Below are 26790 nucleotides of genomic sequence, written 5' to 3' on the forward strand. Positions count from 1 at the left end.
CCTCTTCCCTGTCTCAGGGGCAGCGCTCTCCGCATGACGGTTCCCGCCCAGCGGTTTCTTCGTGGAGCGGCCTGCCCTCTTTTCCTCACGAGGTCATCCCATGTCCGACGCTTCCGTCATCTGCTCCCGGCTCGCTTTCTCCTGGCCCGACGACACCCCGGTCTTCGAGGGCCTGTCCTTCACCGTGGGCGCCGGCCGTACGGGTCTCGTGGCGCCGAACGGCTCCGGCAAGAGCACCCTCCTGAAGCTGATCGCCCGTGAACTGTGCCCCACAGCCGGCACGTTGACCGTGAACGGCACGATCGGCTACCTCCCTCAGACCCTCCCCTTGACCGGTGAGCCGACGGTGGCCGAGGTCCTGGGCGTCGACGCGGTGATCCGCGCCATCGACGCCGTCGAGTCCGGCGATGTGAGCGAGGAGCACTTCACGGCCATCGGCGACGACTGGGACATCGAGGAGCGCACCCGAGCCCAGCTCGACCGGCTCGGCCTCGCCCACATCGCCCTCGACCGGACCCTGGGCACGCTCAGCGGCGGCCAGATCGTCAGCCTCGGGCTGGCGGCGCAGCTGCTCAAGCGCCCCGACGTACTGCTGCTGGACGAACCGACCAACAACCTCGACCTCGAAGCCCGCCACAAGCTCTACGACGTGCTCTCGGACTGGAGCGGCAGTCTGCTGGTCGTGAGCCACGACCGGGCCCTGCTGGACCGCATGGAGCGCATCGCCGAACTCGACCGCGGTGAACTCCGGCTGTACGGAGGGAACTTCACCCAATACGAGCAGGCCGTGCGGGCCGAGCAGGACGTCGCGGAGAAGAACGTACGCAACGCCGAACAGGAGCTGAAGCGGGAGAAGCGCGAGATGCAGCAGGCGCGCGAACGTGCCGAGCGCCGCGCGAGCAACGCCGCCCGTAACCTCAAGAACGCCGGCCTGCCGCGCATCTTCGCCGGGAACATGAAGCGCGGCGCCCAGGAATCCGCCGGCCGGGCGGGCCAGATGCACGCCACCCGCGTCCACGAGGCACAGTCCCGGCTCGACGAAGCGGGGCGCGCCCTACGGGACGACCAGCGGCTCACCTTGGAACTCCCCGACACCGACGTCCCCGCCGGACGCACCGTCATCCTGGGCGAGCGGATGCAGATCCGCCACGGCGAGCGGAACCTGTTCGCGGGGGAAGGCCTCGACCTCTCGATCCGCGGGCCCGAACGCATCGCGCTCACCGGCCCCAACGGCGCGGGCAAGACCACGCTCCTGCGGCTGATCTCCGGTGATCTGGCCCTGGACGGCGGAAGCATCAAGCGTGCCGACGGGCGCATCGCCTCCCTCTCGCAGCGCCTGGACCTGCTCGACCCCGACCGCACCGTGGCCGAGAACTTCGCGGTGTTCGCCCCGCACCGGCCGGAGGCGGAGCGGATGAACCTGCTCGCGCGCTTCCTCTTCCGCGGCCCCCGAGCACACCTGCCCGTGCGCGTGCTCTCCGGCGGCGAACGCCTGCGCGCCACCCTGGCCTGCGTCCTGTGCGCCGAACCGGCCCCGCAGCTCCTGCTGCTGGACGAGCCGACGAACAACCTCGACCTGGTCGGCGCGGGCCAGCTTGAGAGCGCCCTGCAGTGTTACCGCGGCGCGTTCGTGGTGGTCAGCCACGATGAACGCTTCCTCGAACGGATCGGCGTCGACCGATGGCTGCGGGTCGCCGACGGCGAACTGACGGAGACGGGAGCACCGCAGGCCTGAACCGCTGACCTCGGCTGTGGCCGTCGATCCTTGCGAGCGTCATAGTCACCCACCAAGATGGTGACGTGAACATGGATCACGTCTTCGTGTGCGGCAGCCCGGCCCTGGACTTCGCGGCCACGCTCCGGGCGCGCCGCACGGCGCGATTCGAGATGTTCGCGGCACCGGACCGCTTGGACGCGTGGTACGTGGAGTCCGGCATCGTCGACTCCGTCTCGCCGGCCCGGCAGGCCGACGTGGGGCGGGCGACGACGCTACGGGAGGCCGTCTACCAGCTGATCACGGCCCGGCGCCTCGGCACGGACTTCGACGACGAGGCGCTGGCCGTGGTCAACGAGGCGGCCCGCAGGGCTCCCGCGGCACCGCAGCTGACCCACTCCGGCCGCTGGACGGCGGCGACGCAGCGAGAAGCGCTGTCCACCGTCGCCCGGCACGCGGTGGAACTCCTGAGCGGCCCGGACGTACCCCTGCTGAAGGAGTGCGGCAACCCGGAGTGCACCCGCGTCTACATCGACCGCTCGCGCGGCAGCCGGCGCCAGTGGTGCGGCATGGAGTCCTGCGGCAACAAGCTCAAGGCCGCCGCGTACCGCGCCCGCAGGAAGACCGCCGTCGCCTGAACGGGGTGACAGCGGTACCCGCCCCATGCGCCCGGACTTTGGACTTGAGGGTCCAATCCTGGCTTCCTACTGTGCTCGTCGAACCACTTCACGAACACGTTCGTCCGCACAGAGAGGTGCTGCCCATGCACGCGATCCGTATCGAGGAACACGGCGGTCCCGAGGTCCTGCGATGGACCGAGTTACCTGACCCGGTACCCGGCCCCGGCGAGGCGCTGGTCCGGCTCGGTGCCGCGGGAGTGAACTACATGGACACCGGCGCCCGCGCGCAGGGCGGCCCCGGCTGGGCCGCTCCCGTGGTCCTGGGCGCCGAGGGGATGGGATACGTCACCGCTCTGGGCGCGGGGGTCGAGGGCTTGGCCGTCGGCGACAGGGTGGCCTGGTTCTACCACCCGGGCAGCTACGCCGAGTTGGTCGCCGTCCCGGCGGACTCGCTGGTCAAGGTGCCCGACGGCATCACGGACGAGACCGCGGCCGCCGTCATGCTCCAAGGACTCACCGCCGGCCACCTCAGCACGGAGACCTACGCGATCGGTCCGGGCGACACGGCCGTGGTGCACGCGGCGGCGGGCGGAGTGGGCCTGCTGCTCACCCAGATGATCAAGGCCCGTGGCGGTGACGTGATCGGCCTGGTCTCCCGCGAGGAGAAGGCCCCCATCGCGAAGGAGGCCGGCGCCGACCACGTGCTCGTCCACTCCGGCGGCGGCTTCGAGGAGCGGATCAGGGAACTGACCGGCGGCCGGGGAGCCGACGTCGTCTACGACGGCGGCGGCACCGAGACGTTCCGATCCTCACAGCTCGCCCTGCGCCCGCACGGGGTCCACGCGTACTACGGCCCCTTCATGGGCGTTCCGGTCTTCCGGCCGACCGACCTGCCCAACAGCATCCTTCTGACGTACCCGGTGGTGCACCACCACGTGCCCACCCGCGAGGCCCTGGTCCACCGCACCGGAGAGCTCTTCGACCTGCTCCTCGGCGGTCGGCTCACCCCGCGCGTCGGAGGCCGCTACGCCCTGGCGGACGCGGCCCGTGCCCACGCGGACATCGAGTCGCGCAGGACCACCGGGAAGCTGCTCCTCCTGCCCTGACCGGCCGTGCCGCATCCCCACCGGACACGCTTCATGCACACGGAGGACACGTGTCGTTGACCCGCAAGGGCGCCGCCACCAAGCAGCGCATCATCGAGGGAGCCGCCGAGGAGATCCGGGATGAGGGCGTGTTCTCCCTGCGGCTCGAGGACGTCATGGCCCGCACGGCGACCAGCAAGAGCCAGCTGTTCCACTACTTCCCCGGCGGGAAGGACGAACTGCTGCTGGCCGTCGCCCGGTACGAGGCGGCCCGGGTCATCGACGACCAGCAGCCGGAGCTGGGCTCTTTGACCAGCTGGGCCGCGTGGTGGCAGTGGCGGGACAAGGTCGTCGCCCGCTACCGAGCACAAGGCGAGAATTGCCCCCTGCACACGGCCGTGTCCCAGCTGGGAACGGCCACGGACGCCGCGCGGACAGTCGCCCGTGAACTCCTGCAGCGGTGGCAGGACCAACTCGCCGCAGGGATCCGCCACATGCAGGACACCGGCGAGGTCTCCTCCGAACTGGACGCCGACCGCGAGGCCGCGGCCCTCCTCGCCGGAGTCCAGGGCGGCGTGATGATCCTCATGACGACAGGAAGCATCGAACACCTGGAAGCCGCCCTGGACCAGGGCATCACCCACTTGCGGGGACCTGCCCGCGCCCACCCCTGTCCGGGCGGGCGTCTCTCCTGGGACGCTCGAACGGCACCCGAGCTCATCGGCTGTCCCGTGGGCCGCCATCCACGGATCCTGCGCAGGATGCGCGAGGCGCTGACACGGCATGTCGAGTCCGGGAATCTTCCCGGACTCGTCGCGCAAGCCGCTCGGGACACCGTGGCCGACAACGCCCAGGTGCCGCTCGGCCTCGGCATGCAGGGCGGCTCGGGCTTCGGGATGGCGGTGCGTACCTACCGCGGCGACTACGCGCCCATCGGCCGGTTCGGCTCTGCCGGGCAGGCCTGATCGTGCGGCCCACGGGTGGGCTCGGGGCTCAGCGGCAAGCTGCGAGGCAGGGGAGGTCATCCTTTCCTGCCGTATCCCATGGCGTCACATGATGCCGGGTGGCGCCAACCGACGCCAATCGACGCCAACCGGCGCCACCCGGTGGCGCCCGGCGTCATTCCGCCCTCCCGAGACGGCCTGAGCGCGGCTGGCGCCGCCATGACCCAGGTTGATCCAGTCCTCTTTCTGCAGGTCAGGGCGCCACACCCCTGGCCTCGCGCATGCAAGGCGCCACTCGGACTTGCGGATGGCGCCATGACGCTGCCATGATGACGTCATGGACCTCACCCCGTACGTCGACACCCTCCGCCGCGAACTCGCGGTGGCCGCCGAGGCCGGCGGGGAAGGTGCCCGCGAGCTGGCCGAGCGGCTCACCGCTCCTCTGGAGTCGGCGACCCGTCTGACCATGCTCAACGTGCTTTCCGCCGCGATGGACGAGATCACTCGCGAGCTCGCCCCCGGCTCGGTCGACATACGGCTGCGCGGGCTGGATCCCGACTTCGTGGTGACCCTGCGGCCCACCGACGGCGGCGCCTTCGCCGAATCGGCCGCGCCCCTCGAACTGTCCAAGGCCCCGGATCGGCCGGCCCCGGCCCCGGCCGACGGCGACGAGGGCGGCACCGCCCGCGTCAATCTGCGGCTGCCGGCCCACCTCAAGGCCCGCGCCGAGGAGGCCGCGAGTCGCGAGGGCCTGTCGGTCAACGCGTGGCTGGTGCGCACCGTGTCGGCTGCGGTCGACGGCGGCACCCGGCCGCGTCCGACGGAGAAGGCCCGGGCCGTCGGACAGAACATCACGGGCTGGGTGCGCTAGCCGCCCCCGCGCCCGCAGTACTGCCCCGCAGTACTTCCCCGCACCACTTCATCCGCACCACGACTCAAGAGGACGGGACAGCCATGCCTTCTTTCGACACTCCCGAACCGATCTCGGCCACGGCTCACGTGGAGGCCGGTTCCATCCGGTTCACCGCGGGCGCCCGCTTCGACACCGTCGTCGAGGTGCTGCCCCGCGACCCGAAGAAGGACCGGGACGTGCGGACGGCCGACCAGACCGAGGTCACGTACGCGGGCGGCGTACTGACCGTCAGGACGCCCAAGGGCAATCTGCTCGGCCTCGGCCGCCCCGGCATCGTCGACGTGACGGTCGAACTGCCCACGGGCTCGCACGTCGACGTGGACGGCGCCTGGACCCAGGTGCTCGGCGAGGGCCGGCTCGGCGAGGTCGGCGTGAAGACCTCGTCCGGCGACGTCCGCCTCGACACCACCGGCCCGCTGACGCTGACCGCCTCCCACGGCTCGATCACCGTGGACCGCGTCGAGGGCACGGCCGAGATCAGCACCAGCACCGGCAGCCTGCGCGTGGGCACCGTCGACGGCCCGGCCGTCCTGAAGAACTCGCACGGCACCACGACCGTCGGCGCCGCGGGCGGCGACCTGCGGGTGCGCGGCGCCAACGGCGACATCATCATCGCGCGCGCCGAGGCCTCGGTCACCGCCACCACCGCCCACGGCACCGTGCGCGTGGGCGAAGCGGCCCGCGGGACCCTCCAGTTGGAGACCTCCTACGGTGCCATCGAGGTCGGCATCCGCGAGGGCACCGCCGCCTGGCTCGACGTCCACTCGGGCTCCGGGCAGGTGCGCAACACGCTCACCGCGTCCGAGGCCCCGGAGAAGACCGAGGACACCGTCGAGGTCCGCGCCCGTACCCGGTACGGCAACATCGACATCCTCCGCGCCAAGGTCTGAGCAGCACATCCTCGTCCTGTCTCGTCCTCATCCCCACTCATTTCAGCCTTCGAACGGAGGGCCTCATGCCTTCTTCTGTCATGTCCACGCCTAAGTGGACCGACGGCCACACGTCGCCGGCCGCCGTCTCCGCCATCGGCCTGCGCAAGTCGTACGGCGACAAGACCGTCCTCGACGGCATCGACCTGCGCATCCCGGCCGGCTCGGTCTTCGGGCTGCTCGGGCCCAACGGCGCCGGCAAGACCACCGTCGTGAAGATCCTGTCCACACTCATCACCGCCGACGGCGGGCAGGTCCAGGTCGCGGGCCACGACGTCGCCAAGTCACCGGACGGGGTGCGCGCCGCCATCGGCGTTACCGGGCAGTTCTCCGCCGTCGACGGGCTGATCACCGGTGAGGAGAACATGCTCCTCATGGCGGATCTGCACCACCTGTCCAAGCGCGAGGGGCGGCGGGTCGCCGCCGAGCTGCTGGAGCGCTTCGACCTGGTGGAGGCGGCGAAGAAGCCCGCCTCCACCTACTCCGGCGGCATGAAGCGCCGTCTCGACATCGCCATGACCCTGGTCGGCAAACCGCGGATCATCTTCCTCGACGAGCCGACCACCGGCCTCGACCCGCGCTCCCGCCACAACATGTGGGGCATCATCCGCGAACTGGTCTCCGAAGGGGCGACGGTCTTCCTCACCACCCAGTACCTGGAGGAGGCCGACGAGCTCGCCGACCGCATCGCGGTGCTGAACGACGGCAAGATCGCCGCCGAGGGCACGGCCGAGGAGCTGAAGCGGCTCATCCCGGGCGGACACGTGCGGCTGCGGTTCTCCGACCCGCTCGCGTACCAGTCCGCCGCCTCCGCGCTGCGCGAGGTCACCCGGGACGACGAGGCGCTGTCGCTGCAGATCCCCAGCGACGGCAGCCAGCGCGAGCTGCGCTCCATCCTCGACTGGCTGGACTCCGCCGGCATCGAAGCGGACGAGCTGACCGTGCACACCCCCGACCTCGACGACGTCTTCTTCGCCCTGACCGCCTCCAACCAGCCGAACCAGCCGAAGGAGGCTGTCCGATGAGCTCCCTCTCCCTCGCCCTGCGCGACTCGTCCACGATGCTGCGCCGCAATCTCCTGCACGCGCGGCGCTACCCGTCCCTCACCCTGAACCTGCTGCTGACACCGATCGTCCTGCTGCTGCTCTTCGTCTACATCTTCGGTGACGTGATGAGCGCAGGCATGGGCGGCGGCGCCGACCGCTCCGAGTACATCGCCTACGTCGTGCCGGGCATCCTGATGATGACCATCGGCGGCACCGTGGTCGGGACCGCGGTGTCCGTCTCCAACGACATGACCGAGGGCATCATCGCCCGCTTCCGCACGATGGCGATCCACCGAGGCTCGGTGCTCATCGGGCACGTCATCGGCAGCGTGCTGCAGTCGGTCGCGAGCGTGGTCCTCGTGGGTGCCGTCGCCGTGGCCATCGGCTTCCGGGCCACGAATGCCACGGCCCTGGAGTGGCTGGCGGCGTTCGGGCTGATGGCGCTGGTCGCCCTGGCGCTCACATGGATCGCGGTCGGGATGGGCATGGTCAGCCCGAACGCCGAGGCGGCCAGCAACAATGCGCTGCCGCTGATCGTCCTCCCGCTCATCTCCAGCGCCTTCGTCCCGGTCGACGCGATGCCGGGCTGGTTCCAGCCGATCGCCGAGTACCAGCCGTTCACTCCGGCCATCGAGACCCTGCGCGGGCTGCTGCTCGGCACCGAGATCGGCAACAACGGGTGGATCGCGGTCGCCTGGTGCCTGGTTCTCTCCGCGCTCGGCTACTTCTGGTCGAAGGCGGTCTTCAACCGCGATCCGAAGTAACCGAGACGACCGCGCGGGCCGCCTCCCGCAACTCGTCCCGCCCGAGGGCGGCGCACTCCGGCCCCGCGTCGGCGTACGCCGCCCCGTCCGCGTTCTCACCGGGGCGGCCGGGCGGCCGGCCGGCCTCGTATCAGGGAGGCATCAGGAAAGCGGGATGCCGGTTGAAACCGGGGCGGCGGCCTCGTTGACTGGACGACGTGAACAGCTCCTTGCGCCACGACGACCGGCCGCCTCATACGGCGTCGCCGCGTCCTGCGCGCTGTTCGCCGCCGGTGGGGTGAACGCGGTGCTCTGAGCGGCACGAGCAACACCGCCACGCACCTCGGAGCGCGGGCGGTCCGCCGCCGAACCGCATCGACCTCTCGTACCTGCTCGCCGGCGCTCCCGAGCGCCCGGTGACGCCTTCCCGCTTGCCCATATCCCGGAGTGGATCACCATGTCTTCTGTCCCGCCCGCCTCCCGGACCGTGCTGGTCACCGGCGCCACCTCCGGCATCGGCTGGGAGACCGCCCGATTGCTGGAGGGCCGGGGCTGCACCGTCATCGTGCACGCGCCGGACGTGGTTTCCGGGCAGAACGCCGTCGGCCGGCTGGTGGCCTCAGGCGCCGACGCTTCGCGCCTGTGCCTGGCCGTCGCGGACTTCTCCCGCCTCGACGAGGTACGGAGCATGGCCGCCCGGATCGCCGACGGGCACCCCGCCCTGGACGTCCTCGTCAACAACGCGGCAGTCGCCGCTCCCGAGCGCCGCACCGTGACCGCCGACGGCAACGAACTCTCCTTCCAGGTCAACTTCCTGGCCGCCTACCTCCTCACCCACGAGCTGTCCGGCCCGCTGTCCGCCCGGCCCGGCAGCCGCGTCGTCAACGTCTCCTCCGCCATGCACCGCACGGCCTCCATCGCCTGGAACGACCCCCACCGCGCCAAGCGCTACTCCCGCCTCGCCGCCTACGCCCAGTCCCAGCTCGCCCTGACGATCTCCACCCGCGAGAAGGCGCCCTGGACCTCCGTCAGCGTCCACCCCGGCATCTGCGACACCGCCCTGCTCCCGCTCTACGCGCACGAGGGCGACTCCGCCGTCGAGGGCGCGCAGCGCGTTGCGCGCCTGTGCGACCCGGCCACCGAGATCGTCCCGGGCGCCTATTACGACCGCACCGCGCTCTCTCCGGCCGCGCCCGTGGCCATGGAGGACCGCACGGTCCGCCGCCTGTGCAAGCTCGCCGACCAGCTGGTCGCCAAAGCCGCTTGAGGGCCTGTGACCGAAAGCCCGAAGGCCGGGCTTGAAAGCCTGAATTCCTGGAGGAGGACCTCCAGCTGACGGCCGACGTCACCGACCGGCGGGCGGCGCGGAACCAGGGGGATGGTTCCGCGCCGCCCGCCGCCTCGTACGCGCACGGAGTGGATTCCTGCCGTGATGGGCGGCGGCGTGACCGATCAGGGGCGGCGGTCCGCAAGGACGCAGAACTCGTTCCCCTCCGGGTCGGCGAGTACGACCCAGCGCTCGTCGCCTTGGCCGACGTCGGCGTATCGAGCACCCAGGCCGAGCAGGCGACGGACTTCTTCGTCCTGCTCCCTGTCGGCCGGGCTGACGTCGAGGTGGAGCCTGTTCTTGACGGTCTTGCCCTCGGGCACGCGCGCGAAGGTCAACACCGGTGGCACCGGGCCAAGGCGGTTCTTGTCCTCCGGCACGGCAGGGGAGCCGATGGTGACGACCCCGTCGGCTTCGTCCTCGTCCTGCACCTCGTAACCGAGGACCGAGCACCAGAACCGGGCGAGACCGTGGGGATCGGCACAGTCGATCGCAAGCTCGGTGAACTTACTGGTCATGTCAGGACCTCCAGGTTTCAGGCAGCGGGTCACGTTCGTACTTCATTTTGGTGTTCGTGCGGCCGGACACCGTACTCGGGTCACTGTGCGGCCCAGAGCGTGGCGAGTCGCCGGTCGAGTGTCGCCAGGGCGGAGTCGGGGGTGTGGCGGCCCATCAGGATCTGCATGCTGAGTCCGTCGGCGAGGGCGATCAGGGCGTCCGCCTCCTCGCCGGCATCGGCGTCCGGGCGGACGTCTCCGGATGCCTGTGCCGTGCGGAGCAGCAGAGCGACGAGCTCCGCAAGCCCCTCGTACTGTTCGCGCTGGACGGCTGCCAGGGTGGGGGTGACGGCCGCGTGGGCGGCGAAGGCGAGCCAGACCCGGTTCTCCGCCAGGGCCGGTTCGTCGTGCGGCATGATGCCGGCGAGTGTGTGCTGCAGCATCGTCGCCGCCGAGTCCGGGTCGGCGGAGTCCGCGATCCGGCCCCGTACGCGCGCGCCGACCCGCTCGTTCATGTCCTCCACGACGGAGGCCATCATCTCGTCCTTGCTGGGGAAGCAGCGCTGCACGGCTCCGACCGAGACGCCGGCCCGGGCCGCGACGTCGCGCATGGTCATCCCCTCAAGTCCTTGTTCGCTGACGAGGGCGAAGGCCGCCGCCACGATCTGACGCCGCCGGCTGTCGTAATCCACCTGTCTGGGCATGCCTCCGATTCTAGTGATACTTTCGTATCGATACGAACGTATCGAATCCCTCGCGCCGAATCCCTTGCCCGACGACCGGAGGAAACGACATGACCGTGACGAGCACAAGGCGACACCGTCGGAGCAGTTGGCAGCGCACCCGCTGGCTCCTGGGGGTGATCCTGTTCGTGCAGGGCTTCGGGTCGGCCCTCACCGAGGCGCTGTGGAGCACGAGCTTCGGCGTGGCCGGCCTCCTCAGGGGCGCAGGGCTTCCGCAGTGGACCGACCTGGCCGTCGGCGCCATCGGCGCGGTACTCCTCGGCTGGGCACAGGTCGCACGCGGCGCGGAACGGCGAGCACGTGCCTGAGCCGGCGAACGCGTCCCCGCCCGTCGGGACGTCCGGCGACGCCCCGACCGGTGGAGTCGGCAGGCGGCGTCTGTTGCGGCGGGCCGGGGCGGTGGTCGCCGCGGCCGGTGCGGGTGCCGCGGCGGGCAGCCTGCTCGGCGCGCACGCCGGGAGGGAGGAGGGCGCGACCAGCAAGCAGCCGACGTTCCTCCTCGTCCACGGTGCCAACAGCAACGCCTACGCCTTCGCCCCCCTGATCGCCGCGCTCACCCTGGAGGGCCACCGCGCGCTCGCCGTCGACCTCCCCGGGCATGGAGTGCAGGCGAACTTCCCACCCTCCTACCAGGCGCCGCAGGACCCGGCTGCCTTCGCGACCGCTCCGTCGCCGGTCCTCTCCGGGACGACCCTGGAGGACAACGTCCGTCACGTCGTGGGCGTCGTGCGCCGCGTCGCCCGGCAGGGCCCGGTCATCCTGGTCGGCCACAGCATGGGCGGTGCCACGATCACCAGGGTGGGCAATCAGGTGCCGGACGCGATAGCGCGGCTGGTGTACCTGTCGGCGTTCTGCTGCGTCCGGATACGCACCATCCTCGACTGCTTCCTGGTCCCGGAGGGGAGGACGACGCTGCTCCCCACCATTGCGAGCGTCGGCGATCCCGAGCGGACCGGCGTCCTCCGCAACAACTGGCGCTCGGCGGACCCCGACTTCGTCGCCAAGGCGAAGGCCGCTTTCGCGGCGGAGTACAGCGACGCGGCCTTCCGCAACGCGCTCAACACCTTCGAGCCGGACGAATCGGCCTCGCTCATCCGCGACGACGCCCGCGGCCACCCGGCGACGTGGGGCCGCATCCCCCGCAGCTACCTTCGCTTCACCCTCGACCGCAGCATCCCGCTCGCCCTCCAGAACCGCATGATCAAGGAGGCGGACGCGGCAACACCCGGCAACCGGTTCGACGTCCACTCCCTGCCCGCCCCGCACCTGGGCCCCGCCGACCCGGCCCCTTTGGCCACTGTCCTCGCGGGCCTGGCATGAGGTCATGCCCGGCGCGACGCGGGGAGAGGCCGCAGGGGTCCGCCGTCGGCTCGCGACCTGGTCGGGGGTGTGGCGAACGGGTGACGTGTCCGGGAGCTCCTCCGGCTCGTTCTTGCCATAAAGGCCCGTCTTGCCGGAATTGACTGAAGGAGTCTGGATGCGACGAGTCCTCGCGGCGGCTGCCCTGACCGCGGCCGCGCTGAGCGCAGGCGTCACCGGCCCGGGCGCCGTTGCCCATGCCGCGGGCGGGGCGCCGGGCATCGACCTGGTCGGAGGGGGTATCGACCCGGAAAGGGTGACCGGGACGGTGGACAACGCCCTGCGGAAGACGACGGCGGAGCTGGGCCGGGCGGCCGGAGGCGGCGAACTCGGGAGGACCCTGCCCGCGGTCGGCCGGGCGGGCGGCGGTGCCCTGAGGCAGACGACCTCCGGCGTCCAGCAGTTCATCGGACAGACGGCGGGGTCGGCGGGACAGTCCCTCGGCGGCGCCATGACCGGGGCGGCGAGGGACAGCCTGCCCAAGGGAAGCCTCCCGGAGCCGGGCTCGGTCCCCGGATACTGAGCCGGTCCGGTCCGGCCCGGTTCGGTTCGGCTTCGCGGCGGTCTGTGCTGCCCACTACCTCAATGGTTGACCGCGTCCAGAGGTGCCTCTAGTTTTTAGAGGGCTCTCTAAGTTTTGCGGAGGGGTGTGCGCGTATGCAGACGGTCGAAGGCGGGCTGCGTGAGCAGCACAAGGCCCGGCGGCGGATCCGGATCCTCGAGGCGGCGCGCGAACTCCTGCGGGACAGCCCGGAGTCGGTGGTCAGTGTCGAGCGGATCGCCGAGCGGGCGGAGGTCGCACCGGCCACCGTGTACAACCTGATCGGATCGCGCGACAAGATCTGGGAGGCGCTCGCCGCCGGGTTCATGGATGAACTCGAGCGCCGCTTGGCGGTGCTGGGGGCCGGGGACCCGCGGGAGGTCGTCAGGTCGACCGTCCTGTTGTTCGTGGGCGACCCGGTCGTGGCGCGTCGCATGGTGCGTGAGTGGGAGGAAAGCGGCCTTGTGCTCGACCGCAGTCCGCTCACCCGGCTCCGCCAGGCGATGGCGGATGCGCGGACACAGGGCCTTCTGCACGCCGACATCGACACCGACGCGCTGGCCGCCGTTGTCGGCACCTCGTGCGTGGGAGCGCTGCATCAGTGGGTCGTCGGCCTGATCGACGACGACCGGTTCCTCGCGCGTGCCCTGTTCGCACTGGACGTCGCGCTCGCGGCGGCGGCTGCGGATCCCTACCGTGACCAGCTGCTGGCGCCGCTGCGGACCCGAGGCGCGGTATGACGGCCGGCGCGCTGCCACGGCCCCGGAGCTTCGTGGGCCGCGGTGGGATCGTGCTCGCGGCGGATGAGTGGGGCGGGGCGTCCTCGCCACCTCTTGTCCTGCTGCACGGCGGCGGCCAGACGCGACGTGCTTGGGGGCGGAGCGGCCCTCGACTGGCCGAGCTGGGGTGGCGGGTCATCGCCCCGGACCTGCGCGGGCACGGCACGAGTGAATGGTCGGCCGATGGTGACTACGACGTCGACCTGTTCGCCGCGGACGTCCGGGCGCTCGTCGCCGAACTCGGCCGTCGCCCGGTACTCATTGGCGCCTCGCTCGGGGGTCTGAGTTCACTGCTTGCTGCCGGAGAGCCACCCAGGGCGGCGATTCGCGCTCTGGTGCTCGTCGACGTGGCCCATAGACCGGACCCTCGCGGGGTTCGCCGGATCATCGAGTTCATGCGCCGCCGGCCGGACGGTTTCGCCAGCGTCGGGGAAGCGGCCGCGATGGTGTCCGCCTACCTGCCGCATCGCCCCCGTCCGCACGACCCGGAGGGGTTGCGGAACAACCTGCGACGCCGCGGCGACCGCTGGGTCTGGCACTGGGACCCCCGGCTGCTGGACAGTTTCGAGGCCCGGACGGACCCGCCCGGCATGGCGGATCGTCTCCTCGACGCCGCGCGCCACGCCGACGTGCCGATCCTGCTCGTCCGCGGCGGAATCAGCGACGTGGTGCGCGAAGACATCGCCGAGCAGTTCTGCGACAGGGTTCCCAACGCCCGGCGCGTCGATGTGGCCGACGCGGGGCACATGGTGGTCGGCGACCGGAACGAGCACTTCATCGATGCGATCGTCCCGTTTTTGGACGGGGTTGAGTGAGCGTACGTCTCGGCTGGGACCAGGGTGCACCGCGTCCGCTCGTCGCCGCCGCGGTTCATCGATGCCAGGGCCGTTTCACGTGGTGCTGCCCAGGACTCCCGCGGTGAACTCCGACAGCCGGTCGCGTAGTTCCTCGCGTGGCATCTCCTTCTCGTCGGCCAGGTATGTAACGAGGTCGGCCCGGGTGGCCGCGAGGAGGGCGTGGGCGGTGAAGTCGCTGTCACCCGCGCCCGGGACGCGTTGCAGGAGGTCACGGAGCAGGGTGTGCCAGCGCTCGTAGTGTTCCGTCCGGTAGGGGCTGTCCGTGCCGGTCCCTTCGAGGGCCTGTGCGAGGTGGCGGTTGTCGAGCTTGAAGCACAGGACGGCATCGAGCAGGGCCGGCACGCGCTGCAGCGGTGGGGTGGCGGGGCCCAGTGGCGGCGGGCCCTCTTCGACGGCGTTCCTGATGGGTTCGAGCCGTGCCTCGTACAGCGCGTGAATCAGTCCGGTGCGGTCGCCGAAGGCGCGGAAGAGCGTTCCCTTGCCGACGCCCGCCGCTGCCGCGATGTCGGCCATGGTCACTTCTTCGGGGCTCCGGCAGTCGGCGAAGAGGGAGTCGGCGGCCGCGAAGACGGCTGCCCGGTTACGCGCTGCATCCTTGCGGGGCTTGCGTTCGGGTTCGGGCATGGGGTTCCTCCGGTTGCGATGCGGACCGGCGGTCCGTATCTTTGCCGGAAGAAGCGGACCGCTGGTCCGTATCGTACGGGACGGAGACCCTCATGCCCGCAACGACCTCGCCGGCGGATCTGTACCGCCACAGCCTGAGCCTGCTCCTGGACAAGGACATGCGCGCCTGGGTCGGCCTGTGGGCCGAGCACGGCGTCATGGAGTTCCCCTTCGCTCCTCCGGGTTGGCCCGAGCGGCTGGAGGGGCGGGAAGCCATCGCCGCCTACATGCGCGACTACCCCGACCACATCGACCTGCACGGCTTCCCCGACCTGAAGATCCACGAGACCACCGACCCCGAGACCGTCGTGGCCGAGATGCGCGGCGTGGGGCGCATGGTCACGACAGGAAGTCCCTTCGACATGACCTACATCGCCGTCGTGACCGCCCAGGACGGACGCTTCGCCTCCTATCGCGACCACTGGAATCCCCTCGCCGTTCAGGCACCCGGGATGGACTTCATAGGGAGCAACGCCCGATGACCGCCAATGCCCATGCCACTGACCCCGCCACTGACACCGCCACTGACACCCGCAGCGCAACCGTCCTGGTCATCGGCGCCACCGGCACCACCGGCAGCCGCACCACCGCGCAGCTGATCGCTGCCGGCCACCGGGTCAGGGCGGCCGGCCGCCGGGCCGCCCCGCTCCCGGGTGCGGAACCGGTCCGCTTCGACTGGTACGACGCCGCCACCTTCGGAGCCGCACTCGACGGAGCCGACCGCGTCTACCTCGTCCCGCCCGTCGGCGACCCCGACCCGGCCGCGGTCATGCTGCCCTTCCTGCACCGGGCCCGGGCCGCCGGCGTGCACCGCGCCGTACTCCTCAGCTCCTCGGCCGTCCCCGCGGGGGGCCCGGGTGTCGGGGTGGTGCACCAGGCCTTGCCCGGCCTGTTCGGCCAGTGGGCGGTGCTGAGGCCCTCCTGGTTCATGCAGAACTTCACCGGCGCGCACCTCCACGCCGACAGCATCCGCGAGCACGGCGTCATCCTGACCGCGGCCGGGACCGGCCGGGTCGGCTTCGTCGACGCCGACGACATCGCCGCCGTCGCCGTACATGCCCTGACCGACGACCGCGCCCCCAATGCCGACTTGGTCCTGACCGGGCCGGAGGCGCTCAGCCACGACGACGTCGCCGCGATCGTCGCCGAGGTCACCGGCCGCCCTGTGGCCCACCACCACTTGACCTACGAGGACATGCGCGACCGGCTCGCCGCGCTGATGCCGAAGGAGTTCGCCGCGATGCTGGCCGGCATGGACCGCGCCATCGCCGAGGGAGCCGAGGACCGTACCACAGACACCGTCCAGCGCCTCACCGGACGCCCGCCCAACGGCTTCCGGGTGGTTGCCGAACGGGAGCTGTCTGTGCAGGTGGCGCTGGAGGCCGGCTGGACCCGATAGGCGAGGATGACGCCCACACCTATCGGGTCCAGCCGGCAGGGTCACTCGTGGTGTGGCGAGGTGGCGCAAGCCAGGATGGCAGCGAGCACGCCGGGGAAACGCGTCTCCAGATCATCGTGGCGCAGGGTCATGTAGCGCGCCTTGCCCTCCGCGCGAGTCCATGTCAGGCCCGCCTCCCGCAGGATGCGCCAGTGGTTGGACAGGGTGGAACGCGGGACGTCGAGGTGCTCCGGGCTGCACGACACCTCGCCGTCGGAAGCCATCAGGCGCACCAGTTCCAGGCGGACCGGGTCGCTGAGAGCGTGCAGTACGGCGACCAGATCCAGGTCCGCCCTCTCCGGTTGGGTCAGTGATCGCATCCCGCACTCTCCGTCGGTCGCCGGCCTTGGCACCGTTGCCGACCCAGCATACGATCATTTCCATGTTTCGGGATTATCGAAATGATCAAGAGGTGGCCTGATGGCAGTGCTCACTACCTACGCCCGCGTGTACGTCGACGACCTGGACACCGCTCTCCCGACCTTCGAGGCCTTGACCGGTACCAAGCCGGGGCTTCGCTTCGCCTACGAGGGTGTCGAACTGGCGGCGATAGGCGCCTGTCTGCTGGTCGCGGGAACGCCGGAAGCGTTGGCTCCGTTCCGTAACGTGCAGGCCACCGCCATCGTCGACGACCTCGAAGAGGTCTTCGCAGTGGTTGCGCGCGAGGGCGGCGAGGCGCTCGACGGCCCCAACGATGTCCCAACCGGACGGAATTTGACGATTCTCCACCCTGGTGGAGCGGTCATCGAGTACGTCCAGTTCGAGTCCGCCGGGTCCGCCGGGTCCGTCGGGTCCGCCGGGTCCGTCGGGTCCGTCGGGTCCGTCGGGTTTGAAGAGCGACCGGTGCAGTAGAGGGCCGCCCGCGTGGAGGCCGCCTGTTCAGTCGATGACGGCGGTGGCTTCGACCAGCTTCGCCCAAGGTGATGGCCATGCTGCCCGCCTCCATTGCTGTGGGCGCCCGCGAGCCCGCTTCCAATGACGATCGACGGACTGTGCGACTGGACCCACCGGTACCTCGCTCCTGACGAGTGGAGCACCGCCCGCTTGCCGCTACGCGGCAGGTTCCTGATCGAGTCTGTGCGCTCACCCGGTGGGCTGAAGCCCGGGCCGCTTGGAGCAGGTCTGGTCGTCGGCAGGCAGCTTGCCGGTGGCGAGGTACTGGTTGACCTTGTCGTCGACGCAGGCGTTCTCGTAGAGGCCGTAGACCGCATGCCGGTTGGCGCCCGCGAGGGTGATCAGCTTGGAGCTCGGCAGCAGGCCGTGCAGGGCGACGGCGCCCTTGTGCGCGGTGCGCGGGTCGCCGGTGGCGGACACGATCAGCGCCTTGGTGTCGTGCTCCACCCGGGTGGGCTCCTCGCGGGGCCGGTCCCAGAAGGCGCACGGGCCGATGTTGTCGGTCAGCGCGCCGAAGCGCGGGTGCGCGGCGCGGCCGCGCTCGATGTCCCGCCAGTAGATCTCGGGGTCGCGCGGGGCCGCCGCGTCCCCGCAGATGATCGCGGACTGCACGCTGCCGTGGTGCGACTGCTCGCCGGTCATCGCGAGCCGCAGGGTCGCGGCGAAGAGCGGCGACAGCCGGGTCGGCTGCCCGGCCGCGGCCTTGTTCAGCACGGACACCTGCTCGGCGAGGGATGCCCGGGACGTGTCGGTGTCGCTGTCGACTCCGGCCATCAGGACGAACGGGATCTGCGTGTCGTCGAGCCGGAAGGTCTCCGGGGCGGAGCCGACGGTCAGCGGGGTGCGCGAGGATGCCTTGATGACGCGGTCGATCGTCGCGAGGACTTCGGCGCGGGTGCGGCCGAGGCCGTAGGTGTCGTTGCGGGCGGCGGCCCAGGTGGCCCAGTCGGCGAGCGCCTGCTCGTTCTCGCCGACGGACTCCCGGAGCATCCGGGGGCCGAACTTGCGCGGGTCGATGGCACCGTCCAGGACCATGCGGTCGGTGCGGCCGGGAAACATCTGGCTGTAGACGGTGCCCAGATAGGTGCCGTACGAGTAGCCGAAGTAGGAGATCTTCTCCTCGCCGAGCGCGCCGCGGATGACGTCCATGTCGCGGGCCGTGTTGCGGGTGGTGACGTGCGGCAGTACGGAGGCGTTGGTGGCGCGGCACTTGGCGGCCAGGTCCTTCTGGAGGGAGACCTGGCGGTCGAAGCCCGCCCGGCCGAGACCGGCCGAGAAGAGGTTGGTGCCGACGGGCCAGCCGCAGTCCAGCGGGGTGCTGCGGCCGACGAAGCGCGGGTCGAAGCCGACGATGTCGTACCGCGGGCCGGCTTTCTTCATCCACGTGCGGAATTCCGGCGGGGACTCGAGGGCGGTGCCGCCGGGACCGCCGTTGTTGAGCAGGATCGAGCCGATGCGGTGCCGGGTGTCGGTGGCCTTGAGCCGGGATATCGCGACGGTGATCGTACGGCCCCGGGGGTCGGCGTAGTCGAGCGGCACGGTGACGTCCGCGCACTGCACGCCGGCCTTGTCCAGATCGCGGCCCATGGTGTCGCCCGGGCCCGTGTCACAGCTTCCCCAGCCCAGGCGCTGGTTGTAGTAGCGGTCGAGCCCGGCCCCGGATGCCGACGTGACGGGGGCCGCTGCGGCCGTGGAGGTGGTGGCCGCGCCCAGGCAGGCGGCGAGGGCGAGGCCCACGGCCGTGGTTCGGCGCGCGGCGGGCGCGGTGGGTACGGCGGGCCCGGCGGGCGCGGCGAAGCTGGGGGCAAAGGGGGATCGCTTCGTCCTGTTCCAAGTATGTTTCACACCCTCAGACGCTAGGCGGAGCAGCCGTCCCCACTCACTACAGCCAGCCCCCCAACCCTGGTGGGGCCACCATCACCTGGTCCGAGGGCCGCCACTTGGCCGCGCCGGGCACAGTGGGCGCCTGATCTGCGGGCCCTATCAGTAGATAAAGATGTTTTCATGTCGATCTAGTGGGTTGACGTGGAAATAGTGCCTATGACGCTATTCTGATGATCATTCACATTGCCGCGGTTTGTCGGTTCTCGGATGTCAGCGCCTGTCTGACCTGCGGAGATTCATGTTTGGTCGTGGACGCATGGCCGGCACGCGTCCGAACCCGGGCGTGGCACCCGGCCCGGTCTCGGTCTCGATCTCCTATTTGGCGTACTGCACACGGCGTCCGGGCCTGTGGGGGGTGAGGCATACAGCATCGAATGGGAGGAGTGTTGTGTCCGGACTACGCAGCAACAGCAACAGCAACAGCAACGGCGACAGCATCAGCAACAGCATCAGCAACAGCTTCAGGCGGCTGCTTCGCCCTACGGCTCTGACGGTCGCTCTGCTCACCACATTGACGTCGCCGGTCCCACTGGCGGAAGCCGCCGGTACGGCGGAGCCGGTGGTACGTCCGGCCGCGCACGCGCGCGGATTCAAGCACCCAGGGGTGTTGGTGAGCAAGGGCCAGCTCAACCGCCTCCGAAAACGAGTCAAGGCCGGCGGTCAGTGGCGGTCGTCGTTCGCCGCCATGCGCCACAGCCGGTACGGGTCGCTCCGCTACACCGCGAGGCCGGAACGGGTGGTGGAGTGCCCGCCGGACGACCGGCCCGGATACGGGTGCGTCGAGGAACGGGAGGACGCGATCGCCGCGTACACGCACGCGCTCCTGTGGTACGTCACCCGGGACCGCGCGCATGCCAGTAAGGCCGTGCAGATCATGGACGCCTGGTCCGACGTGGTCAGGGACCACACCGAGGGCAACGCCGGGTTGCAGGCGGCATGGGCCGGCAGCTCCTGGGCGCGGGCCGGGGAGATCATGCGGCACACCTACGGCGGTTGGCCGCGCAACCGGGTGCGGCGGTTCTCCGGCATGCTGCGCACGGTCTACCTCCGCGAGGTGACGGTCCCCGTACCGGACTACAACGGGAACTGGGACCTGATCATGACCGACGCGGCCATGGGGATCTCGGTGTTCCTCGACGACCGGCGCGGATTCAACAGGGCCGTGCGCAGGTTCCGCGCCCGTGTCCCGGCCTACTTCTACCTCAAGTCCGACGGCCCCCTGCCCAAGCGCCCGCCGGGCAGCCACATCAGAACCCCCGACCGGACCAGGGAGTACTGGTTCGGGCAGCGGAGGTTCGTCAACGGCCTCGGCCAGGAGACCTGCCGCAACTTCACCCACATCGGCTACTCCCTCGCGGCCACCGCCCACATCGCGGAGACCGCCTGGCACCAGGGCCTCGACCTCTACGGCGAGGTCGGCAAACGGATGCGGGCGGCGCTCACCCTCCACGCCCGGTACCAACTGGGCGCCCACGCGCCGCACTGGCTGTGCGGCGGGCACCTGGACCGCGCCATGGGGCCGGACACCGAGGTGGCCCTCAACCACTTCCACACCCGGCGGCACATCGCGATGCCCCAGGCCCAGCGGGCCGCCCAGCGACTGCGGAAGGTGGGAACGGACGACCTTTTCGTGGCCTGGGAAGCCCTGACGCACGCGAAGAACCGCTGAGCGGGGTCGCTGATCGCCGACCGTCGGTCGTCCCCTGTCAGTCGTCCACCGTCGGTCGTCCACCACCCGACGTCCACCGTCGGACGGAAGCGGGCAGGCACACGCGGTGCGTGAACGCGTGTGCCTGCACGTTACCGTCGGTGGATGCGCATACCACCAGTACCGCCGATACTGCCGGTACCGCCGGACCAGGCGTCCGCAGCGGAGAAGGCGGCCAGCTCGGCCCAGGCCGCGGTGCGTGAGGTCGCCCTGTCCATGGAAGAGGCGTTGACCGATGCGGACCACGCCGTCGGCATCTCCCTGGTGGTCGCCTTGCCGCTCACTGACGGTTTTCCCCCACGCGTACCGCTGATACAGGTCGCGCAGTCGGCTGCGAGCCGTGACGGCGTGGCCGACGTAGTCGGCGTACGGCCGATCAAGCCGCTTTCGCGCTGGTACCAGGAAGTGCGGCGGGCCGTCGAGTCGATGGCTTCGAGCCGGAGTGCGGTGCCTGTGGATGTCCTTGCGGATGTCCTTGTGGATGTCCGTTCCGATGGCTCGGAGAGCCTCGTCGCAGCCATTGAGCAGCGGCTGGGAGTGGTACGGATCGCGGCGGAGGTCGACCTGTCCCACGACGGCGCCTACTCCGCCGCATGGCGCAAGGACTTCCTACTGATCACGCGGTCTCACGTCGCCATGCTCGCCTTGACCGTCGACGACTGATGCCCCCGGTGTCAGACCGGCTGCTGCGCGACGCGCCGCCCCCTGCCCGTCCCCACCGAATCCCGTCCCTCCTAGGGAACGAGGACGATCTTCCCCTTCACCCGCCCGCTCTCGATCAGGTGGTGAGCCTCGGCCGCCTCCGTCAGCGGCAGGACGCGTTCGACGTGCACCCGCAGCCGCCCCTGCGCGATGAGCGCGTTGAGCTTCTCCAGCGAGGCGTAGTCGGGCTCGACGCCGAGGCTCGCGAAGCGCACCCGCCGCTCGGCCGCCCCCGGCACGGCCGCCGCACGGGTGGCGCTCACCAGGATCCCGCCGGGCCGCAGCGTCTCCACCGCCCGCGCCGCGTCGTCACCTGCGACCAGATCGAAGAGCATGTCGACGTCCCGTACGGCCGCACCGACATCGGTCGTGGTGTAGTCGACGATCTCGTCCGCGCCGAAGCCGCGCACGAACGCGTGCTTCTCCGCCCGCGCGGTGCCGATGACGTACGCCCCGAGCGCCTTGGCTACCTGTACGGCCAGGTGGCCGGTCCCGCCGGCCGCGCCGAGAATCAGCACCCGCTGCCCGCTCGACACCCGCGCCGTGTCCACCAGTCCCTGCCAGGCGGTGAGCGCCGCCATCGGCAGCGCCGCGGCCTCGGCGTGTGTGAGGGCGGCGGGCTTGTGGGCCAGATGGCGGGGCGGGGCGGTGACGTACTGGGCGTAGCCGCCGCCGCGCCACGGGAAGTGCACCAGTCCGTACACCTCGTCGCCCGGTGCGAAGCGGGTGACGCCGGGGGTGACCGCCTCGACCACCCCCGACACGTCCCAGCCGGGGATGAACGGCAGCGTCCCCCAAGGGACCACTCCTGCCCGGAACTTCGCGTCCACCGGGTTCACGCCGGCCGCTTCGACCCGCACCAGCACCTCGGTCGCCACCGGCTCCGGACGCTCCACATCCGTCACGCGCAGCTCCTCCGGGCCGCCGAAGGCGAGCTGACTGACAGCGCGCATACGCACACCCATCACGTACTCCTCTTACTGATCGTCTCTCTGATCGTCTTGCCGATCTCTCACGGTCGCCGCGCGGCGCACACCAGCCTGCGCCAGATACCGGCAGTTGAGAAGGAGGCACCCTCCTGATACCCAGGTTCCCTATGGATACCTGGAATGACCTGCGGCAATACGGTGGCGCCAACGCCTACCTGCAGACCTGCCCGTCCCGGCCGGTGCTGTCACTGCTCACCAGCAAATGGGCCCTGCTCACGGTCGGCGCCCTCCAGCAAGGGCCGCTGCGCTTCAACGCACTGCGCCGCCGCCTGGACGGCGTCACTCAGAAGATGCTCACGCAGGCACTGCGCACCCTGGAGCGCGACGGCCTGGTCACCCGCACCGTCTACCCCACGATCCCGCCGAAGGTCGTCTACGAACTCACCGAGCTCGGTCACAGCCTCACCGGCCTGCTGACGGCGATTCAGGACTGGTCGGAAGAACATCAAGGCGAGGTACTCGCCGCCCGCCGGACCTATGACCGGCGGGCGGCAGCCGAGGTGGAGGCGGTGCGACCGGCCGGCGATCAGCCAGTCCCTCGGACCCCCGGAAACTCCTGTGTTCCTCCGCCGCATCCGGAACGCAACGGACCGGTAGGAGAGGAGTGGGAGCGGCTCGTCGGGATGTGTAACGTTCGCCGTGCGTGCGGACCGGTGCCGCAGGGTGAGGAGGGGGCAGTGAGCGGGATAGTGATCTATCTGCCGCAGGGGAAGGGGAAGGGGAAGGGGGAGGCCGGAGGGGAGCCGTGCGGTGATGCGGTGACCTTGCGGCTCGGCCCGGGGGAGGTGGCGCGTTTCGGGCGGGGCTCCGCGACGTGCCCGGTCGAGCTCCGCCTCGACGACGAGGCGATCTCCCGGCTGGCGGGGGAGATCCGGGTGACGGACGACCACTGGCAGCTGAGCAACCTCAGTACGACCCAGAGCTACCTGGTGGAGAACCCGGAGGGAGCGGGGGAGTACCTGAGGGTGCCGCCGCGGCGGGCCGGGGCACCCATCCCCTTCGAGTTCTCGCGGGTCGTGCTGCCCACCCGCGGCAGTACCACGGTCGCTTTCCAGGTGTTCGCGCCCGACCACGTCTACCTGGACCTGGATCCGGACGGCATGGGCGAGCAGTGGGGAAGCCGCACCGTCACCGCGTACTCGCTGGACGAGACGGCCCTCTACTTCCTGGTCCTGGTCGCGCTCTGCGAACCGCGGCTGCGTGACGAGTCCCCGGTCGCGGTGCCGACCACTCCCGAGATCGTCGAGAGGCTCCGGGGCCACCCTGCCTGCGGCCAGTTGACGGCTCGGGCGGTCAGCTCGCACATCGACTACCTGGCCGACGAGAAGATGCGGATCAGCGCTCCGGCCGAGCACGGACCCCGCAGGGAAGCCCGCCGCAACGGCAAGCGGGAGGCGATCGTCGGACTCGTACTGCGGTTCGGGCTCGTACGGGAGGAGCATCTCGCGCTGCTGCCGCCCCGGGCCGGAACGGGCGGACCGGAGCGGGAGACGGTGAGATGAGACGCGGTGGGGGCCCGCACGGCGATACGGCCGGCGGACCGGAGGGGGATCCGGAGGACGATACGGTGCACCGCCGCAGCTCGGCCGGCTCGTCGGACGGTGACCGCACGGAACTGCTCCCCCGCGGCTACCGCGTGGGCGACTGGGAGGCCACCGAGCCGATCGGGTCCGGTGGCTGGGCGACCGTCTATGCGGGGCGATTAACCGGAGTCAGCGACGGCGACGGTACGGGCCGGGCGGCGGGGCCGGGTCACGGCGGCCTTCGCGGCGGCGTCGCGCTCAAGGTTCTGCCGACCGCCGGCCTGGCACCGCGCCAGGCCCGCAAGGCCGCGGAGACCGCCCGGCGCGAGGTCGAGTTCGGCCGCCGGTCCTCCCACCCGAGGCTGATCCGCCTGCTGGACTCCGTCGTGCTCAGCGAACCGGACTCTCCGCTTCTGGACGGCGCCGTCGTACTGGTCATGGAGCGGGCCGAGCGCAGCCTGCGGGACATGCTCAACGCCGGAGCAATCAGCGCCGATGCCAGCGCCGATGCCGATGCCGATGCCGAAGCCGTAGCCACCCGCCTGTTCGCCCAGATCTGTGAGGGCCTGGCCCATCTGCACCGCAGCGGCTGGGTGCACGGGGACCTCAAGCCCGACAACATCCTGTTGATGCTGGACGGCTCGGTGAAACTGTCGGACTTCGGGCTGGCCACGGAACTGACCGGCACCCACGGCACCCACGGGTACGCGCCCCCGATGGGCACCTTCGACTACCTCCCGCCCGAGCGGTGGAAGGCCCCGCTCGGCGAACGGGGCGTGGAGGTCCGCCCGAGCGCCGACATCTGGGCCCTGGGCATCATGATCCACGAGGTGTTCGCCGCCGGTGCCTCGCCGTTTCCCGGCGCCACGCCCATGGCCCGCGGCGCAGCGACACAGGAGTACGCCGAGGGGCGTGCACCACTCCGCCTGGACAGCGCGGTCCCGCCGTTCTGGCGCGCGCTGGCCGCCGACTGCCTGGCCCCCACCCACGCCGCCCGGGTCGCGCACACCGCCGAGAGCCTGCTGGCGCGCATCATCGACCGGCAGGCGGCGGCCACGACGGCAGAGCCCACGGTGGGGACCACAGTGGAGCCGACGGGGGAGTCCACGGTGGAGACCGGGCATCCGGTGATCCGCCGGCGAAGAAAAAGGGCCCGCGCTGTCCTCGCAGCGGTTGTGGTGTGCACGGTGGGAGCGGCGATCTGGCCGTACACCGTGGGCGACGGCGTGGTCGGCACGCATGGCACGCGCGGCACGCACGCCGCGCACGGCACGTCCGGGAGCCCCGGCAAGCCCGGCGTCGCGGCGGCCGGAGCAGTCGGCCGCATCCGGGTCTTCAATGCCGAGCAGAGCTGCCGGGCCCGTACGGACCGGGACCCGCAGTGCAGTCTCGGCCTGGCGATCGACCCCCTCCAGCCCTACACCATCGACAACGTCGTACCGACACGGGTGTGGCACGGCGATGAGCTCACCGTCGACTGTCTCCTCCCTCAGGGGATGCCCATCATCGACGAGGCGGACAGGCAGTCCGCCGCCTGGTACCGCGTACGCCTCCCGCGGGGCTCCGCACGGCCCACCGCCTGGCTGCCGGCAGTGCGGACGAAGGACCGCCCATCGGTCCCCGAGTGCCCGCGCCCCGCACCCGTGCGGTGAGAGAGGGCTCCGGGGCAGCCGCTGAGAATCCGGCACTGTGTCGTGCCCGGGCTGTCGCACTCCCCGAGTCCACCAGGAACCTTCGCGCGTGTCACCCCGGATCGTTCCGGATGCCTAGCCCCGCGCGCCCATGACTACCTTGCGGACCCTCGGTCCCCGGACCGCGCTCACCTCTCACACGACACCGACGAAGGAGCAGGCGCGTGCACGGATCAGCTGCACGGTCCGCAAGATTCGGAACACTGATTCTGCTGGTCGCGACGGCCGTGTCCGCCCTGACCGGCCCGGCGTGGGCACAGGCGGCGAAGGACGTGCCCGGACCTCTCGGGCACACCGCGACGGCCGAGTTGTACTGCGACATTCCCGCGGAGCGGGACATTGCGGTGACCCGCAAGGTCTACGAGGTCGGCCAGCGCCGCGGCGTGTCCGACAAGGTGATGCTCGCCGGCTTCGAAACGGGCTGGGTCGAGTCCCGCATGAACAACCTCAACTGCGGGGACCGGGACTCGCTCGGCGTCTTCCAGCAGCGCCCCTCGCAGGGGTGGTGCAATCCCGACCAGTGCCTCGACGTCGACTACGCGGCGAACAAATTCTTCGAAGTGGCCCAGCAGATGGAGCCCGACTGGGACACCGCGGGAGAACTCGCCCAGGCCGTCCAGCGCTCCGCCTATCCGGACCGGTACCCCCGGGCGGAGGGCATCGCACGGGACCTGATGGCCGAGGCGTTCCAGCCCTACGGCACGATCGGGGCGAAGTACGCCGCCCTGGGCGGGCCCAACGGACCGCTCGGCGGGCCGGTCCGCGCCGAGGAGAACTCCGCGCTCGGCGGCCGCTTCCAGCTCTTCCGGAACGGAATCGTCATCTGGCACCCGGATGCGGCCTACGCGATCTACGGGGACATCCTCAAGAAGTTCTGGGACACCAACTCGGAACAGCGCTGGGGCTTCCCGACGATGGACGAGGCGGACGCGGCGCAGGCGCCGGACGGGACCCGGGGCCGCTACCAGTTCTTCGAGCGGGGCCTGTTCATGTGGTCGCCGCAGACCGGTGCGCACACCGTGCACGGCGCGATCTACGACGCCTTCCACGCAGCCGGTCACGAGCGTGCGCTCGGCTACCCGGTGACCGACGAGGTGGACGAGGCGGGCGGCGGCAAGGCCCAGAAGTTCCAGAAGGTCACGATCCACTGGAACGCCGCCAAGGGCACCTGGATCACCGACAACTGACCACGCGATCCGAC

Annotated in this window: 27 protein-coding genes and 2 pseudogenes; 23 read left to right on the forward strand and 6 right to left on the reverse strand. The window is 70.8% G+C overall.

Features of this window, described 5'->3' with window-relative positions; all coding sequences use genetic code 11:
- Positions 1 to 100: 100 nt before the first annotated feature.
- From ACFPP6_RS02635 to ACFPP6_RS02675, 9 genes and pseudogenes are all read left to right on the forward strand, one after another.
- Entirely contained in the window at positions 101 to 1735 is a 1635-nt protein-coding gene (locus tag ACFPP6_RS02635) for an ABC-F family ATP-binding cassette domain-containing protein (RefSeq protein WP_382036630.1), read from the forward strand.
- Between the two features lie 65 nt (positions 1736 to 1800).
- Positions 1801 to 2352: a CGNR zinc finger domain-containing protein gene (locus ACFPP6_RS02640; protein WP_382036632.1), complete on the forward strand. Its 552-nt coding sequence runs from the start codon at positions 1801 to 1803 to the stop codon at positions 2350 to 2352.
- A gap of 125 nt (positions 2353 to 2477) precedes the next feature.
- Positions 2478 to 3440 (forward strand): quinone oxidoreductase family protein, encoded by a 963-nt coding sequence (locus ACFPP6_RS02645; RefSeq protein ID WP_382036634.1) that lies wholly within the window; start codon positions 2478 to 2480, stop codon positions 3438 to 3440.
- A gap of 50 nt (positions 3441 to 3490) precedes the next feature.
- A pseudogene (locus ACFPP6_RS02650) lies at positions 3491 to 4081 on the forward strand (TetR/AcrR family transcriptional regulator); the annotation flags it as partial.
- A gap of 619 nt (positions 4082 to 4700) precedes the next feature.
- Positions 4701 to 5234 carry a hypothetical protein gene (locus tag ACFPP6_RS02655; RefSeq protein WP_382036636.1) on the forward strand — a complete coding sequence of 178 codons (534 nt, stop codon included), beginning with the start codon at positions 4701 to 4703 and terminating at the stop codon, positions 5232 to 5234.
- A gap of 83 nt (positions 5235 to 5317) precedes the next feature.
- Positions 5318 to 6166, forward strand: coding sequence for a DUF4097 family beta strand repeat-containing protein (locus ACFPP6_RS02660; RefSeq protein WP_382036638.1), 849 nt, complete (start codon positions 5318 to 5320; stop codon positions 6164 to 6166).
- 65 nt (positions 6167 to 6231) lie between these two features.
- Positions 6232 to 7230: an ATP-binding cassette domain-containing protein gene (locus tag ACFPP6_RS02665; protein WP_382036641.1), complete on the forward strand. Its 999-nt coding sequence runs from the start codon at positions 6232 to 6234 to the stop codon at positions 7228 to 7230.
- Entirely contained in the window at positions 7227 to 8015 is a 789-nt protein-coding gene (locus ACFPP6_RS02670) for an ABC transporter permease (protein WP_382036643.1), read from the forward strand. The genes ACFPP6_RS02665 and ACFPP6_RS02670 overlap by 4 nt, the downstream gene beginning before the upstream one ends.
- 436 nt (positions 8016 to 8451) lie before the next feature.
- Positions 8452 to 9261, forward strand: coding sequence for an SDR family NAD(P)-dependent oxidoreductase (locus tag ACFPP6_RS02675; RefSeq protein ID WP_382036646.1), 810 nt, complete (start codon positions 8452 to 8454; stop codon positions 9259 to 9261).
- A 185-nt stretch (positions 9262 to 9446) separates the two neighbouring features.
- Here ACFPP6_RS02675 and ACFPP6_RS02680 read toward each other — a convergent pair whose 3' ends face one another.
- Both ACFPP6_RS02680 and ACFPP6_RS02685 read right to left on the reverse strand, forming a co-directional pair.
- The gene (locus tag ACFPP6_RS02680; protein ID WP_382036648.1) at positions 9447 to 9839 is read right to left on the reverse strand and encodes a VOC family protein; all 393 of its coding nucleotides are present in this window, start codon (positions 9837 to 9839) and stop codon (positions 9447 to 9449) included.
- An 80-nt stretch (positions 9840 to 9919) separates the two neighbouring features.
- The gene (locus ACFPP6_RS02685; protein WP_382036651.1) at positions 9920 to 10522 is read right to left on the reverse strand and encodes a TetR/AcrR family transcriptional regulator; all 603 of its coding nucleotides are present in this window, start codon (positions 10520 to 10522) and stop codon (positions 9920 to 9922) included.
- Between the two features lie 89 nt (positions 10523 to 10611).
- On the opposite strand from ACFPP6_RS02685, the gene ACFPP6_RS02690 reads away from it, so the two are divergent.
- From ACFPP6_RS02690 to ACFPP6_RS02710, 5 genes are all read left to right on the forward strand, one after another.
- Positions 10612 to 10869 carry a hypothetical protein gene (locus ACFPP6_RS02690; protein ID WP_382036652.1) on the forward strand — a complete coding sequence of 86 codons (258 nt, stop codon included), beginning with the start codon at positions 10612 to 10614 and terminating at the stop codon, positions 10867 to 10869.
- On the forward strand, positions 10862 to 11881 hold the full coding sequence (locus ACFPP6_RS02695) for an alpha/beta hydrolase (RefSeq protein WP_382036655.1): 1020 nt from the start codon (positions 10862 to 10864) through the stop codon (positions 11879 to 11881). Before ACFPP6_RS02690 ends, ACFPP6_RS02695 begins: the two co-directional genes overlap by 8 nt.
- 157 nt (positions 11882 to 12038) lie before the next feature.
- Positions 12039 to 12443: a hypothetical protein gene (locus ACFPP6_RS02700; RefSeq protein WP_382036658.1), complete on the forward strand. Its 405-nt coding sequence runs from the start codon at positions 12039 to 12041 to the stop codon at positions 12441 to 12443.
- Between the two features lie 134 nt (positions 12444 to 12577).
- Entirely contained in the window at positions 12578 to 13201 is a 624-nt protein-coding gene (locus ACFPP6_RS02705; RefSeq protein WP_382036660.1) for a TetR/AcrR family transcriptional regulator, read from the forward strand.
- Positions 13202 to 13251: 50 nt separating this feature from the next.
- Positions 13252 to 14055, forward strand: a complete 804-nt coding sequence (locus ACFPP6_RS02710) for an alpha/beta fold hydrolase (protein WP_382036662.1) — start codon at positions 13252 to 13254, stop codon at positions 14053 to 14055.
- Positions 14056 to 14130: 75 nt separating this feature from the next.
- On the opposite strand, the gene ACFPP6_RS02715 is transcribed toward ACFPP6_RS02710, so the two are convergent.
- Positions 14131 to 14721 (reverse strand): TetR/AcrR family transcriptional regulator, encoded by a 591-nt coding sequence (locus tag ACFPP6_RS02715; protein WP_382036665.1) that lies wholly within the window; start codon positions 14719 to 14721, stop codon positions 14131 to 14133.
- A gap of 92 nt (positions 14722 to 14813) precedes the next feature.
- Between ACFPP6_RS02715 and ACFPP6_RS02720 the strand changes: the two genes are divergently transcribed.
- A complete protein-coding gene (locus ACFPP6_RS02720; RefSeq protein ID WP_382036668.1) occupies positions 14814 to 15242 on the forward strand; it encodes a nuclear transport factor 2 family protein in 429 nt (142 codons plus the stop codon).
- Positions 15239 to 16159, forward strand: coding sequence for an NmrA family NAD(P)-binding protein (locus ACFPP6_RS02725; protein WP_382036671.1), 921 nt, complete (start codon positions 15239 to 15241; stop codon positions 16157 to 16159). The genes ACFPP6_RS02720 and ACFPP6_RS02725 overlap by 4 nt, the downstream gene beginning before the upstream one ends.
- A 41-nt stretch (positions 16160 to 16200) precedes the next feature.
- On the opposite strand, the gene ACFPP6_RS02730 is transcribed toward ACFPP6_RS02725, so the two are convergent.
- A complete protein-coding gene (locus ACFPP6_RS02730) occupies positions 16201 to 16518 on the reverse strand; it encodes an ArsR/SmtB family transcription factor (protein WP_382036674.1) in 318 nt (105 codons plus the stop codon).
- 100 nt (positions 16519 to 16618) lie between these two features.
- Here ACFPP6_RS02730 and ACFPP6_RS02735 point away from each other — a divergent pair, with 100 nt between their 5' ends.
- The gene (locus ACFPP6_RS02735) at positions 16619 to 17050 is read left to right on the forward strand and encodes a VOC family protein (protein ID WP_382036677.1); all 432 of its coding nucleotides are present in this window, start codon (positions 16619 to 16621) and stop codon (positions 17048 to 17050) included.
- Positions 17051 to 17281: 231 nt separating this feature from the next.
- On the opposite strand, the gene ACFPP6_RS02740 is transcribed toward ACFPP6_RS02735, so the two are convergent.
- On the reverse strand, positions 17282 to 18829 hold the full coding sequence (locus ACFPP6_RS02740) for an alpha/beta fold hydrolase (RefSeq protein WP_382036797.1): 1548 nt from the start codon (positions 18827 to 18829) through the stop codon (positions 17282 to 17284).
- 646 nt (positions 18830 to 19475) lie between these two features.
- On the opposite strand from ACFPP6_RS02740, the gene ACFPP6_RS02745 reads away from it, so the two are divergent.
- Both ACFPP6_RS02745 and ACFPP6_RS02750 read left to right on the forward strand, forming a co-directional pair.
- Positions 19476 to 20645, forward strand: a complete 1170-nt coding sequence (locus ACFPP6_RS02745; RefSeq protein ID WP_382036800.1) for an alginate lyase family protein — start codon at positions 19476 to 19478, stop codon at positions 20643 to 20645.
- A gap of 144 nt (positions 20646 to 20789) precedes the next feature.
- A complete protein-coding gene (locus ACFPP6_RS02750) occupies positions 20790 to 21347 on the forward strand; it encodes a hypothetical protein (RefSeq protein ID WP_382036680.1) in 558 nt (185 codons plus the stop codon).
- Positions 21348 to 21418: 71 nt separating this feature from the next.
- On the opposite strand, the gene ACFPP6_RS02755 is transcribed toward ACFPP6_RS02750, so the two are convergent.
- The gene (locus tag ACFPP6_RS02755) at positions 21419 to 22339 is read right to left on the reverse strand and encodes an NADP-dependent oxidoreductase (protein WP_382036682.1); all 921 of its coding nucleotides are present in this window, start codon (positions 22337 to 22339) and stop codon (positions 21419 to 21421) included.
- Between the two features lie 143 nt (positions 22340 to 22482).
- Here ACFPP6_RS02755 and ACFPP6_RS02760 point away from each other — a divergent pair.
- The 4 genes and pseudogenes from ACFPP6_RS02760 to ACFPP6_RS02775 form a co-directional block, all read left to right on the forward strand.
- A pseudogene (locus ACFPP6_RS02760) lies at positions 22483 to 22812 on the forward strand (winged helix-turn-helix transcriptional regulator); the annotation flags it as partial.
- Positions 22813 to 23052: 240 nt separating this feature from the next.
- A complete protein-coding gene (locus ACFPP6_RS02765; protein WP_382036802.1) occupies positions 23053 to 23877 on the forward strand; it encodes an FHA domain-containing protein in 825 nt (274 codons plus the stop codon).
- Between the two features lie 65 nt (positions 23878 to 23942).
- Positions 23943 to 25550 (forward strand): serine/threonine-protein kinase, encoded by a 1608-nt coding sequence (locus ACFPP6_RS02770; RefSeq protein ID WP_382036685.1) that lies wholly within the window; start codon positions 23943 to 23945, stop codon positions 25548 to 25550.
- 203 nt (positions 25551 to 25753) lie between these two features.
- Positions 25754 to 26776, forward strand: coding sequence for an LGFP repeat-containing protein (locus ACFPP6_RS02775; protein ID WP_382036688.1), 1023 nt, complete (start codon positions 25754 to 25756; stop codon positions 26774 to 26776).
- The last annotated feature ends 14 nt before the right edge of the window (positions 26777 to 26790 follow it).

The organism is Streptomyces aureoversilis (genome assembly GCF_042657885.1).
In the GTDB taxonomy this organism is placed as follows: domain Bacteria; phylum Actinomycetota; class Actinomycetes; order Streptomycetales; family Streptomycetaceae; genus Streptomyces; species Streptomyces aureoversilis.